Origin of the sequence: Brevundimonas sp. UBA7838, from assembly GCF_002500885.1 — a bacterium.
Lineage (GTDB): Bacteria > Pseudomonadota > Alphaproteobacteria > Caulobacterales > Caulobacteraceae > Brevundimonas > Brevundimonas vesicularis_C.
This window is the reverse complement of record NZ_DLTK01000091.1, coordinates 3173-15121: the sequence shown is the minus strand read 5'-3', so window position 1 is coordinate 15121 and position 11949 is coordinate 3173. Positions and strand designations below refer to the sequence as shown.

Annotated in this window: 18 protein-coding genes and 1 riboswitch; of the genes, 11 read left to right on the top strand and 7 right to left on the bottom strand. The window is 65.7% G+C overall.

Annotation, left to right across the window (positions count from 1 at the left end):
- On the bottom strand, positions 1-75 hold a 75-nt coding region (locus tag B3T77_RS16360; protein WP_414633152.1), incomplete at its 3' end, for a hypothetical protein.
- Positions 76-188: 113 nt separating this feature from the next.
- Positions 189-397, top strand: a riboswitch (cobalamin riboswitch).
- Between the two features lie 146 nt (positions 398-543).
- Between B3T77_RS16360 and B3T77_RS07735 the strand changes: the two genes are divergently transcribed.
- Entirely contained in the window at positions 544-2382 is a 1839-nt protein-coding gene (locus B3T77_RS07735; protein WP_292078628.1) for a TonB-dependent receptor plug domain-containing protein, read from the top strand.
- Here B3T77_RS07735 and B3T77_RS07730 read toward each other — a convergent pair.
- The 3 genes from B3T77_RS07730 to B3T77_RS07720 all read right to left on the bottom strand — a co-directional run bounded on the left by B3T77_RS07730 (position 2366) and on the right by B3T77_RS07720 (position 4682).
- Entirely contained in the window at positions 2366-3286 is a 921-nt protein-coding gene (locus B3T77_RS07730) for an aldo/keto reductase (RefSeq protein ID WP_199060067.1), read from the bottom strand. The two genes, B3T77_RS07735 and B3T77_RS07730, sit on opposite strands and share 17 nt — an antisense overlap.
- Positions 3287-3381: 95 nt before the next feature.
- The gene (gene maiA, locus B3T77_RS07725) at positions 3382-4017 is read right to left on the bottom strand and encodes a maleylacetoacetate isomerase (protein ID WP_055807603.1); all 636 of its coding nucleotides are present in this window, start codon (positions 4015-4017) and stop codon (positions 3382-3384) included.
- Positions 4014-4682, bottom strand: a complete 669-nt coding sequence (locus B3T77_RS07720) for a fumarylacetoacetate hydrolase family protein (RefSeq protein WP_292078626.1) — start codon at positions 4680-4682, stop codon at positions 4014-4016. The genes maiA and B3T77_RS07720 overlap by 4 nt, the downstream gene beginning before the upstream one ends.
- A gap of 137 nt (positions 4683-4819) precedes the next feature.
- Here B3T77_RS07720 and B3T77_RS07715 point away from each other — a divergent pair, with 137 nt between their 5' ends.
- The 7 genes from B3T77_RS07715 (at position 4820) to B3T77_RS07685 (ending at position 9025) form a co-directional block, all read left to right on the top strand.
- Positions 4820-5164, top strand: coding sequence for a DUF883 family protein (locus B3T77_RS07715; protein WP_017506144.1), 345 nt, complete (start codon positions 4820-4822; stop codon positions 5162-5164).
- Entirely contained in the window at positions 5164-5574 is a 411-nt protein-coding gene (locus B3T77_RS07710) for a hypothetical protein (RefSeq protein ID WP_292078623.1), read from the top strand. Before B3T77_RS07715 ends, B3T77_RS07710 begins: the two co-directional genes overlap by 1 nt.
- A gap of 97 nt (positions 5575-5671) precedes the next feature.
- Positions 5672-5851, top strand: coding sequence for a DUF1328 domain-containing protein (locus tag B3T77_RS07705; protein WP_039243970.1), 180 nt, complete (start codon positions 5672-5674; stop codon positions 5849-5851).
- Between the two features lie 140 nt (positions 5852-5991).
- Entirely contained in the window at positions 5992-6615 is a 624-nt protein-coding gene (locus B3T77_RS07700) for a hypothetical protein (protein ID WP_292078619.1), read from the top strand.
- Between the two features lie 2 nt (positions 6616-6617).
- Complete coding sequence (locus tag B3T77_RS07695; protein WP_039243973.1) at positions 6618-6920, top strand: winged helix-turn-helix domain-containing protein; 303 nt, start codon at positions 6618-6620, stop codon at positions 6918-6920.
- A 21-nt stretch (positions 6921-6941) separates the two neighbouring features.
- Positions 6942-7721 (top strand): tyrosine-protein phosphatase, encoded by a 780-nt coding sequence (locus tag B3T77_RS07690; protein ID WP_292078618.1) that lies wholly within the window; start codon positions 6942-6944, stop codon positions 7719-7721.
- Positions 7718-9025: an anthranilate synthase component I family protein gene (locus B3T77_RS07685; protein WP_292078617.1), complete on the top strand. Its 1308-nt coding sequence runs from the start codon at positions 7718-7720 to the stop codon at positions 9023-9025. Before B3T77_RS07690 ends, B3T77_RS07685 begins: the two co-directional genes overlap by 4 nt.
- 3 nt (positions 9026-9028) lie before the next feature.
- On the opposite strand, the gene B3T77_RS07680 is transcribed toward B3T77_RS07685, so the two are convergent.
- The 3 genes from B3T77_RS07680 to B3T77_RS07670 are packed head-to-tail and all read right to left on the bottom strand — an operon-like array spanning position 9029 to position 10526.
- Positions 9029-9577: a TadE/TadG family type IV pilus assembly protein gene (locus tag B3T77_RS07680; protein ID WP_153922869.1), complete on the bottom strand. Its 549-nt coding sequence runs from the start codon at positions 9575-9577 to the stop codon at positions 9029-9031.
- Complete coding sequence (locus tag B3T77_RS07675) at positions 9574-10113, bottom strand: TadE/TadG family type IV pilus assembly protein (RefSeq protein WP_271042484.1); 540 nt, start codon at positions 10111-10113, stop codon at positions 9574-9576. The genes B3T77_RS07680 and B3T77_RS07675 overlap by 4 nt, the downstream gene beginning before the upstream one ends.
- Positions 10114-10121: 8 nt before the next feature.
- Positions 10122-10526 (bottom strand): pilus assembly protein N-terminal domain-containing protein, encoded by a 405-nt coding sequence (locus tag B3T77_RS07670; protein WP_091750718.1) that lies wholly within the window; start codon positions 10524-10526, stop codon positions 10122-10124.
- A gap of 237 nt (positions 10527-10763) precedes the next feature.
- On the opposite strand from B3T77_RS07670, the gene B3T77_RS07665 reads away from it, so the two are divergent.
- The 3 genes from B3T77_RS07665 to B3T77_RS07655 form a co-directional block, all read left to right on the top strand.
- Positions 10764-10943, top strand: coding sequence for a Flp family type IVb pilin (locus tag B3T77_RS07665; protein ID WP_271042485.1), 180 nt, complete (start codon positions 10764-10766; stop codon positions 10941-10943).
- 105 nt (positions 10944-11048) lie between these two features.
- Positions 11049-11567, top strand: coding sequence for an A24 family peptidase (locus B3T77_RS07660; RefSeq protein WP_039244111.1), 519 nt, complete (start codon positions 11049-11051; stop codon positions 11565-11567).
- Between the two features lie 118 nt (positions 11568-11685).
- Positions 11686-11949 (top strand): SAF domain-containing protein (locus B3T77_RS07655; protein WP_292078605.1); only part of this gene is annotated, 264 nt, incomplete at its 3' end.

Sequence of the window (11949 nt, the reverse complement as noted above, 5' to 3'; positions counted from 1 at the left end):
CTCGTAGAAGTCGCCCATGCGGAAGAACAGGATGGCGTCCGGCTGGCCCGCCTTGGCGGTCAGATATTGAGCCATGAACGGCGTCGCGCCTTCCAGCGAGGCGGCGATTTCCGGGGGATGAGAGACGGGCGCGTTCATGTGGCCACAGGGTGACGGATCGCGCCCGGCGGCTCAAGGCCGTTGACCGGCTCTTGCACAGGCTTGTCGGCCCTGCGATAGGCCGGGTCAGGCGGTTAAGGGAACACGGTGTGACGCCGTGGCTGTGCCCGCAACTGTAGGCGGCGAGAGCGTCGTCCGTCCGGGGTTTCGATCCCGGCGCCACTGGGCAACTGGGAAGGCGAGGACGGCGGTTTACGACCCGCAAGCCAGGAGACCTGGCCGCCGACGTCGCTCGCTCCTGTCCGGGACCAGACAGCAGCGCGGTTTTTCCGTGGAAGCGACCCGACCTTGCGCCGTCCAGACCCTCAAGCGGTCTGGCGGGTCGGTTCGCTCATGACGGTCTCTCGCGCGCATTCGCGGGACCGAACACGGGGGTATCGCTCAATGAAGCGTTCCATTCTTCTTTCGACGGCGGCCTTTTCTGTAACGATTGGCGCGGCCGCCTTCGCTGCGCCTGCCTTTGCCGAGGACGCGACCCAGCTGGACGAGGTGATCGTCACCGCCACCCGCATCCCGGCCATCGTCGCCGACACGCCCGGCGCCCGCGTCATCGACGGCAAGAGCATCGAGCAGCGCGGCGCGATCTTCGCCGCCGACATCCTGGCCGATGTGCCGGGTCTGTCGGTGACGCGCTCGGGCGCTTTCGGCGGCGTGGCCCAGGTGCGGATGCGCGGCGCGACGCCCGGCAAGACCCTGGTCCTGGTCGACGGCGCGCCGGTCAACGATGCGGCCGAGCCGAACGGCGCCTATGACTTCTCCAGCTTCGAACTGGCCGATATCGCGCGGATCGAAGTGCTGAGCGGCCCGCAGTCATCGCTGTGGGGATCCGACGCCATCGGCGGGGTGATTTCCTTCACGACCCAAGAGATCGACGGCCTGCGCGCCGAGGCCGAGGCCGGCAGCTTCGACACCGTGCGCGGCCGCCTGTCGGCGGGCGTCGCCAACGAGACCTACGCCTTCAGCGCCTATGCGTCGCGCTTCGACACCGACGGCATTTCGGCGGCGGACGAGGCGGACGGCAACACCGAGGCCGACGGCTTCCGCAGCACGACGCTCGGCGCCAAGGGGCGCTATGTCCTGTCCGATGCGGTCAAGGTCGATGGATCGGTGCGCTGGAACAAGTCCAAGGCCGATATCGACGGCTTCCCGGCGCCGAACTTTATTCTGGCCGACACCGACGACACCCAGGAAAGCGAGCAATGGTCGGGCTTTGGCCGGGTGACGGCCAAGGCGTTCGGCCTGACGCATCAGTTCAGCGTCTCGGCGTCGGATCTGGATCGCAGCTCGGTCAGCGGCGGCTTCGGCTCGACCTTCACCGGCGACCGTCAGTCCTATCGCTGGCAGGCGAACGGCCAGGCGCAGGACATTGACTATGCGTTCGGCGTGGAGCGGAACGAGGCCTCGGCGGCCCTGTCGTCGGGCCTGTCGCGCGATCTGTCGATCACCTCGGTGTTCGGCGTGGCCCAATACGATGTCGGCGCGCTGAACCTGACCGGCGGACTGCGTTACGACGACACCGACGATTTCGGCTCCAAGACGACGGGGCGGGTGTCGGCGGCCTATGATCTGGCCGGGGGCTTCATCCTGTCGGGCGCCTACGGCACGGGCTTCAAGTCGCCGACGGTCAGCCAGGCGGTCTGCGACTTCTGCTTTGCGCCGCTGCCCTATCCCGAGCTGAAGCCGGAAACGGCCGACAGCGTCGAGATCGCACTGGGCTGGGCATCGGCCGACGGACGGTTGGACGGGCGGGCGACCCTTTATCGCCTGAATGTCGAGGACCAGATCACTTATTCGGCCGGTCGCTACATCAACGTCGCCAAGACGCGTTCGGACGGGTTCGAGCTGGAAGGCCGCGCCCTGCTGGGCGGCGGGTTCGACCTGACCCTGGCCTATGCCAGGACCGACGCGACGGACCGCACGACGGGGGCGCGCCTGTTGCGCGTGCCGGAACACGCCGGTTCAGCGACCCTTGGCTGGACGGGCGACCGCCTGTCCGGCGCGCTGACGGTGCGGGCGGAAGGCGATCAGGACGATTCGGGCGGCTTCTCGACGGTGGCGCGCGACGGCTTCGTCACCGCCAATCTGAACGCGGCCTATGAATTGACCGACCAGGTCACCCTGACGGCGCGGATCGAGAACCTGGGCGACGAACACTATCAGCAGGTGTTCGGATACGGCGAGCCGGGACGATCCGGCTACGTCGGGATCAGGCTGCGCTACTGATCCGGGCGCGGGCGTCGGCGGTGAAGGCCGCCGGCGCCTCGAGCGCCAGGGCCGCCCAGTCCAGATTGGGACAGGGAGCGTGGGCGGCGGCCAGGATGGCGCGCAGTTCGGCGGCGGAGGCGACGCTGGCCACGACCTTGTCGACGCCGGGTAGGGCCAGGGCGTAACCGAGCGCTGCCTGCATCGGATCGCAACGCTGCTCGGCCAGACGCCGGCGCGTGCGCGACAGGGCCTGGGCATGACTGGCCAGTTCGGCCGGCAGATCGTCGCCGCCCGCAAACAGCAGGCCGCCGGCGAAGACCGAAGACAGGTGGACCGAGGCGCCCGTGTCGGCGATGGCTTCCAGAACGCCGTCCTGGGCCGCGCGCTGATCCAGCAGGCTGCACGGCACCTGGACCACATCGGCTTCCAGACGGCGCGCCAGAAGCGCGGGACCGTCCTCGATCGTGGCGCAGAAACCGATGCGGCGGAACAGGCCGCGATCCTTCAGGCTGCGGGCGCGATCCCACAGGGCGCGGCCTTCGGCGCCGGCCAGATCGGCGGCGTTGGAAATCAGCAGAACATCGCCGCGCGGCAGGCCCATCCGTTCCAGCGAGCGACGAGCGCGGGCCTCGACCCGGTCCAGACCTTCGCTGAGCGCAACGGTGCGGACCGTAACCTGGAAAGGCGAGGGGAAGGGCCAGGCCTGACCCAGCAGGCGTTCGCCGTCGCCCTCGGGCCGGGTTGCGATCAGCTTGACCCCGGCGTCGGCTCCGGTTTGCAGCAGAAAACGCATGGCTTCTTCGCGGGCGCCGGACGGCGCGCTCATGAAGGCGCCGGGCGCGCGCTCGGGCTCGGTCACCACGGCGAGGGCCAGGCGATGGATGGGCGACGACGCCGAAGGTGTGGCGGGGGAATACGACACGCCCGACACTATGATCGCCAATGCTTAAGGGACGCTGAGCGAGACCTTAAGCGAACCCTACTTATCCACCGCTGATATGCGCACTGAGGCGAAAATCAGGCGTCGGCGTCCGGCTGCAAGTCCGGGTGGGCCGAGGCGAAGGCGGGGTGAGCCAAGGCGGTCTGTTCGACCGCCAGCAGACGCGGCCAGGGCGATAGGTCCATGTTGAAGCGCCGCGCCGAATACATCTGCGGAATCAAATAACAATCGACCAGGGTCGGGGCGTCGCCGAAGCTCCAGCCGGCGCCGTGGCGGGCGACCAAAGCCTCCAGCGCGTCGAAGCCCGGCGCGATCCACCGGGCCGCCCAAGCGTCCACGGCGGCCTGATCGGCGTTGAACTCAGACCGGATGGCCTTCAACACGCGCAGATTGTTCAGCGGATGAATGTCGCAGCCGATCAGCGCGGCCATGGCGCGCACGGTCGCCCGGTCGTTCGCCCCCTTCGGCAGCAGGGCCGGGTCGGGGCGGGTTTCCTCCAGCCATTCCAGAATGGCCGGGCTCTGGGTCAGGACCAAATCGCCGTCCTGAAGGGCGGGGACCATGCCCTGCGGGTTCAGCGCCACATAGTCGGGCGTCTTCTGTTCGCCCTTGCGCAGGTCGTGAGCGGCGTTTTCGTAGCCGATCCCCTTGAGATTCAGAGCGATGCGAACGCGGTAGCTGGCGCCCGAGCGCCAGTAGCCGTGCAGGATCACGACTGCACCTCGAAGCTGAGCGTCTCCAGGCCATCGATGGTGACAACGACGCGGTCGCCCGGCTTGACCGGACCGACGCCGGACGGCGTGCCGGTGAAGATCAGGTCGCCGGGTTGCAGCGACCACAGGGCGGCGGCCGCCGCGACGATCCGGTCGGGGTTCAGGATCATGTCGTTCAGGACGCTGTCCTGTCTGGTTTCGCCATTGACGCTCAGGCGAATGGCGCCGTCGGGCGAAGGCAGGTCGCCCAAGGTGATGGGGCCGCAGGGCGCGGACTGATCGAATCCCTTGGCGGCGTCCCAGGGGCGGCCGGCCTTCTTGGCCTCGGCCTGAAGATCACGACGGGTCAGGTCGCAGCCGACGGCCCAGCCGACGATAGCGACGCCGCCATCCTTGCCCGGCCCGATCGCGGCGACCAGTTCGGCCTCGTAGTGCAGGTTTGCGGTCGCCGACGGGTAGGATGGGTTTGCGCCGTCCGAGACGATGGCGTCGCCCGGCTTGGTGAAGAAGAAGGGCGTCTGTTTGTCGGGGTCCGACCCCATTTCGCGCGCATGGGCGGCGTAGTTCTGGCCCACGCACAGGATGCGGCGAACGGGGAAGCGCTGGTCCGATCCGACGATCGGCAAGGACGGGGCGGGGCGGGGCGCAAACAGCCATTGGGTCATGGCGACCGTTCTAGTGCGGCGAAAAGCCCGTGGCGAGAGGCGCACGCCCGACCCACCTAAAGGAACCTCGTTGCGCATGTGGCGTTGCAAGACGGGGTTCTCTATTCTACCGCCAAGCTTTCAACGGAGCGCGCACCATGGCCACCACCAAGGCCCGAGAAGACATCAAGGCCGACCTGAAGACCCTCAAGGAGGATCTGAAGACCGGCGCCCGCGAAGAGACCCAACGCCTGCGCGACAAGGCCGCCGAGGCCGAAGCCAAGCTGCGCGCCAAGAGCGACGAAGTCCGCGAGCAGGCCCGCAGCTATTACGACGAGGCCCGCGTGAAGGGGCGCGAATATTACGACGACGCCGCCGAACGCTTCGACGAGGCGCAACGCTATGTCGTCGAACGCGTGCAGGAGCGTCCGCTGCAATCGACCGCCGTGGCGCTCGGCGTCGGCGTCATCCTCGGCATGCTGCTGGCCGGCCGCCGTCGCTGATGTTCAAGGGCATCGTCAAAAAACTGGTGGCGACGGCTGTCGTCGCCGCCAGTGCGTTTCTGGCCGTCGTCTTCCTGGGCGTGGCCATCTTCTATGCGCTCAGCCTGACGCTGACGCCGCTCGGCGCGGCGGCCGTAACGTTCGGTCTGTTCTCCCTGGTCGCCCTGATCGTGGCGCTGGTCTTCCTGAAGGGCGACAAGCATGACGACGCCGAAGAGGAAGATGAGCCTGAGGGCCTGCTGGGCAAGGTGATCCACATCGTTCGCGAGCGTCCGATCGTCGGCGCCGTGGGCGGTCTGGGCGCCGCCTTCCTGTTGCTGCGCAACCCGGCTCTGGCGGCGATCGTCGCCAGCATGGTCGCGGATCGCAAGATGGATCAGGGCGGTTATTCGCGTCGTCGCCGTCGATAGGCGATGGAACGGCCGGGCGACCCTGGCGTTGATGCTACAGACCGACGAACGGCTCCCGGGTCGCCGACGGCAACATCAACTCAGGAGAGCTAAACCCATGATGCGTTGGGCAATTATCTTCCTCGTCGTGGCCCTTGTCGCGGCCGTTCTCGGCTTCGGCGGCATTGCGAACTTCTCGTTCGAGATCGCCAAGTTCGTCGCCGTCGTGGCCATTATCCTGTTTGTCATCGCCCTGGTGGCCGGCGGACTGCGCGGACGCGGCGCGCCGCGACTTTAGGCTGAAGACATGAAGTCGAACGAGGGGCGGAGCCGATGGCTTCGCCCCTTTTTCATGCGCAGTGGGGATCCAAAAGAAAGAACTTTACAACACAAAGCAAATGGGCGATCCTGTCTCAACGGTTCGAGGAGGAGAGCATCATGACCCGCGAGACCCAAGCCATTCAGGACGACATCGCCTATATGCGCAGCCTGGCGCACGAAGGCCGGCATACACCGCTTCTGGCTGGCCCGATCCTTGTGACGGCAGGCATCGTTTTCGGAACGACCAGTCTGATCCAATGGGCCATCCAGTCGGGCCTCGTTCGGCTGAACCCCTGGTCCCAACTGTGGGTTTGGATCGTCGCCGGCGTGGTGTTCGCGGTCGCCCTGACCGTCCTGATCGGCCGCATCAAAACTAAGCCCGGTGTCAACTCCGCCGGCAACAAGGCGGTCAGCGCGGCGTGGGAGGGCGTGGGCTATGGGATCTTCGTCACTTGGCTGGCGCTCGTCGCTCTGTCCCTCAAGACCGGCCAATGGTCCTGGATGGCGGTGATGCCGACGGTGGTTCTGGTCGCCTATGGTTCGGCCTGGATGATCGGCGCGGCCATGACCAAAACGCGCTGGATGTCCTTTACGGCCTTGGCTTCCTACGTCGGCGCCGTCGCAGTCGCCTGGTTCATGGGCAGCGCCACGATCTATCCGGTCTTCGCCGTGATCCTGTTGGCCGTGGCCCTGGTCCCCGGCATCGTCCTGATACGTCAGGAACCGTCGGAGGTAGTCTGAGCATGGCCGACGACTTCGACATCAGCCGGATCGACGACGTCATTCACGGGCGCATCCGGCTGGGGATCATGGCCTATCTGTCCGGGGCCGGATCGGCCGACTTCACCACGCTGAAGACCCGGTTGCAGACGACGGACGGCAATCTGTCGGTCCATCTGCGAAAGCTGGAAGAGGCGGGGTTCGTCGCCGTCTCCAAAAGTTTCAACGGTCGCAAGCCGCTGACGGAAGCCAGTCTGACCGATCAGGGACGCGACGCCTTCGTCGCCTATCTGGATGCCATGGCGGGCCTGCTGCCAGAGCGATGAACATAGGCTAGAAGCGCGGTCATGACCGACCGCCTTCACGCCTTCGAGGCCATCGACAACTTTCGGGACTATGGCGACTACGCCACGGCGGCCGGGCGGCGCGTAAAGCCCGGTCGACTGCTGCGTTCGGCCCACCACGCCCGGGCCAGCGAGGCGGACCTGGAGCGGCTGAAGGCGCTGTACATCGGAGCTGTGGTCGATCTGCGCCGACCCGGCGAGCGCCGCGATCAGCCGTCGCGCCGGCCCGACGGCTTCAGCGGGCAGGTCATCGAAGGCGGCGTGGACGACGGGGCCGAGGCGCCGCACATCACCTTTCTGAAAACCGCCGACCTGACGCCGGAGTCGGGGCGGCGCTTCATGACCCAGACCTATCGCAGCCTGCCGTTCGACCCGTCGCATCAGGACGTGTTCGGCCGCTATTTTCAGACCCTGGCGAATCAAGACCGGGCGGTGGTGATCCATTGCGCGGCCGGCAAGGACCGGACAGGGTTTCTCGCCGCCATGACCCACCATCTGCTGGGCGTGTCGCGCGACGACATGGTCGAGGACTATCTGCTGACCAACACGGCCGTCGATCTGGCGGGCCGGGCGCCCGGCATCGCTAAACAGCTGCACAAGATGACGGGTCGGGTCGCGTCGGACGACGCGATCGTGGCCTTTCTGGGTGTCGAGGCCGCCTATCTGGACGCCGCTTTCGCCGAGGTCGAAGCGCGGCATGGATCGGTGGACGCTTATCTGCAGGAGGGGTTGGGCGTCGATGCGGCGCGCCGCGACAGGATCGTGGAGCGGCTGACCGCGTGAGCGAGGTTTTCAGCCACACCATCGCGCGTGAAGCGCCCTGGGTCGATCCGGTCGCGGTGGCGGCGGGTCTCGGCGGCGGCGACGGCGCCTTGGCCCTTTTGTCGGACGGCGGGCCGGGCGGCCGCTGGTCCCATGTCGCCCAGGCGCCGGACGCGGTGCGCGTCGGTCCTGTGGATGAGGCCGCGCCGTTCGGGGCGCTGCGGGATCCGCTGTTCGCCGCCGGTGTCGTCGGTCTGGCCGCCTATGACGCGGGGGCCCGGCCGGCCACCGGACCGCGCGAGACGGTTTGGCCCGATCTGATGCTGGCCCGCTATCCCGCCATGCTGAGCTTCGATCATCAAAGGCGCTCAGTATGCGCCACGGGAAGAGGTGCGACGGCGGAGCAGGCGACGGCGGCGGCCGAGCGGGCCCTGATCTGGCTGGCGACGGCCGCACCGGTCGTGACCCCGTCGGCGCCAGCCGACCGGTTCGAGGCCGAGGCGCCGGCAAGCGCCTACCGCGACGCGGTCGCGGATGTGGTGGAACGCATCGGGGCGGGGGAGCTGTTCCAGGCCAATCTCGCCCGGGCCTGGTCCGGGGAGCTGAGCCCCGGTCGCGATCCATTCGAGGTCTTCCTGCGGCTGCAAAAGGAGCGGGCGTCACCGTTCGGGGCCTATTGGCGGGTCGGGGATCGGGCGCTGGTGTCGAACTCCCCCGAACTGTTCCTCGCCTTCGATCCCGCCAGCCGCCGCATCGAGGCGCGTCCGATCAAGGGCACACGCCCACGCGCGGAAGATTTCGATCAGGACCAGGCCCTGGCGAGCGAGCTTCGGGCCAGCCTGAAGGATCGGGCGGAAAATCTGATGATCGTGGACCTGATGCGCAACGATTTCGCGCGCGTGTCACGGCCCGGATCGGTCCAGGTGGAGACGCTGTTCGAGGTCGAGCACCATCCGACGGTGCATCATCTGGTCTCGACCGTGACGGGTGAGGCCCAGCCCGCAGTGGGTCCAGCCGACCTGCTGGAAGCGACCTTTCCGCCCGGCTCGATCACCGGCGCGCCTAAACATCAGGCGATGAAGGTGATCGCCGCGCACGAGCCGCCGCGCGGACCCTGGTGCGGGTCGTTGTTCCTGATCGCGGACGGCGGCGCCGTGACCGCATCGGTCTTGATCCGGACCGCCGGTTTCGAACTGAACGACGGCGTCTGGAACTATCGCACCCTCGCCGGCGCCGGCATCGTCGCGGACAGCGATCCGGCCGCCGAGGAGGCTGAGACGGACGTCAAGATGTCAGCGATGCGACAGGCGTTGGTCGGGATGTAAGGGTCAGCAACCGCTGCAGGGGATCATTTCAACGGTGCGCGGTCGCAGATAGGCCATGCGGCTGAACTTGGTCACATATGGCGCGACCCGGTCGAATGGTGATTTGTAATCATAAAAGGCTTCGGCAACGATCACTGACTCGCCGTTGGCGAGCATGTCTGAAGGGACCTTGGCCTGCGCGACCGTCAGTTTCGACGAGATGCCTTTTCCAACGCTCCAGTCCACCTTGTAGGTCGTCGCGTTTACACGCGTGACGCTGCTGACGCGTTGGGTCAGTGAGGACGAAGCAAACGGCGCCATGATCAAGTCGCCGATCGCAAACACATCTGTCAGGTCGGTTTTGCTTGTGCTGTCGCTCTGGGACACCAGGTCCGCCACCATCGCGGCGACGTGACCAGTTCGTTTCAGCGCCATATAGCCCTGACAGAACTCCACCATGCTGAAGTAGAACAAGATCAGGATTGGTGCGAGAAATGCGAATTCGACTGCGGCGATGCCGCGGGTGTCGCGCCCGTATGATCGAACGAATGGGGGCATGCGAAAGCGCGTCATTGCCACGGTTCATTGCGAAAGGCGGTCGTCGCGCTAAGTAAGACCTTGCCTGTTCCGACTCGAGATACTGCCTGACTTAGAAGAGGTGTGGCGAGAGGGTGTACATACCAAATGCGAACTAAAATAAGGTCGCCGGCCTTGCCGCCATTATAGATTGTCTTTTTGTCGTCTATAGCGCTGTCTGTGATCGGATCTTCGACGCCCGGCGTACTGAACTTGGGAATGACCCTTACGTCCACGGTCATTCGACTGTCGCAGTCGGATTTGAAAACAACCATCCTTGAGCAGACCTGAGTCTTGAATTTGGTCTTGTCGAAACCCTGCGCATGGGCCTGCCCTGTACGAATAAGACGGCCGCTATCCATGGCCGCCGTCTCAAGCACCGAGTCCAGGACGAATACGATGCCCAATTCCAGGATCGAGAAGATCATCAGGAAGAAGGGGATGGCGACCATGGCGAACTCGACCGCAGCCGACCCGTCTCGCCTCCGCCTGTCGGGGCTCGAACGCGACTTCAATGATCTCCGAGCGCGCATGGTTGAAGTCAGGGCGCTGTGGGCGCAGCAGATGCCGAGGGGGACCGGACGCTGGGTGTGCACGAGGCGCCGCAGGCCATCTCCGTCGCCTGGGCGCCCCGCCAAACCCGAACCGAACCGGTAGAGCCGCCTGTGACGACGATCTCACGCTGGAAGAGGGTGCGGCCTACACCGTCAACGGCGACGACTTCAGTGACGCCATAGCCCTTGCCGACAATAAACATGGTGTTTGCGTCGACCAGCGACACATCGGCGATTTGGGGGTTTCCGACGATGATGGAAGCGGCGGCGCCGCGAAGCTGAACGCGCGCCGAACGATCGATCTCGACGTTCAGCGCGCCGTCTTGGGCGCTGGCGACGACGGGGACGGCAAAGAGGGCGGCGGCGAGCAGGAGGGACGAGATGCGAGACATCGGCGGCTCTTGATAGTGGCGCGTGTGAACGCGGACGCGCGCATGATGCAGCCGTGATCCTCAACAAAGGCTGAAGCGCCGTTATGAGAATTTTCTTTGGTGAATCCGCGCGTAACCAAACCTTGTGACTCAGATTTAACGGGCCTCGTGCATTTTGATCCTGCGTTTGGGGGTCAAGCGGGCTACCGGCTCCCCCCGCCAAGTTGCTCGCTAGACCATTTGAAAAAGGAACTACCCATGACCAAGTTCATCTCGCGCTTCGCCAAAGACGAATCGGGCGCCACCGCCATCGAATATGGCCTGATTGCTGCTCTGATCGCCGTCGCTCTGATCACCGTGCTTGGCACAATGAGCACCAGCCTGAAGGCCACCTTCACGAAGGTTAAGACTGAGCTGGATACGGCGAACGCCGGCTAATCGCCAGACGTTCAAAGTCCTGAGATTGGGGCCGGGGCTGAAAAGCTCCGGCCCTTTTCTGTGGTCGAAACCCAACATTAAGTCCTGTCGCACAACATGCCGGTCATGGATATTCTGCTGCTTACCCTGCTCGGCGTCTTTCCGGCCCTGGTCATCGTCGGCGGTCTGCACGACCTGATCACCATGAAGATCCCGAACTGGATCTCGTTGGCCCTGATCGGCGCCTTTTTCCCCATCGCCTTTCTTATCGGCGCCGCGCCGATGGATGTCGCCATCCATGTCGGCATCGGGTTCGCGGCCTTGCTGGTCGGCATGGGCATGTTCGCCGCCGGCTGGATCGGTGGCGGCGACGCCAAGCTGCTGGCCGCCAGTTGTCTGTGGATGGGGATGAGCGGCGTCGCGCCGTTCTTGATCTACACCGGCATCGCGGGCGGCGCCTTCTGCCTGCTGCTGATGACCGCGCGTCAGTATTTTCCGATGGTCGCCCCGTCGGTGTCGCAAGGCTGGGTCATCAATCTGATGCAGCCCAAGGGCGATATTCCTTACGGCGTCGCCATCGCCATCGGCGCCCTGCTGGCTCTGCCCGAGAGCGGGCTGCTTCTGACCTTCGCCTCCGGTCGCTGACAACCCGTTGACCGGCGTTCGCGGCGCTTAGGAAGCGTTAACCCGCAAGGCCCATGATCGTTAACGGTAGGCGTCGGGGGATGAATCCGAAACACAGCGCCTGCTGGAGACATCCTGGATGAAGCCCGCCCGCATCGTCGTCATCTGCATCGCCGCCGTCTCAGCCATTGGCTTGGCCCTCGTGGTCCGGGCCATGGGGTCGTCTTCGAACGAACCCACGACACCGGCGGCCGCCGCTCCCGTCGAAGTCCGCCCGATGGCCAAGGTGTTGGTCGCCGCGAAGGATCTGGAACCCGGCAAGCGTCTGGTGGAGGCCGACCTCGAATGGAAAGATTGGCCCGTCGATGAGGTCAATCCCGTCTTCATCCCCCGACGCCTACCG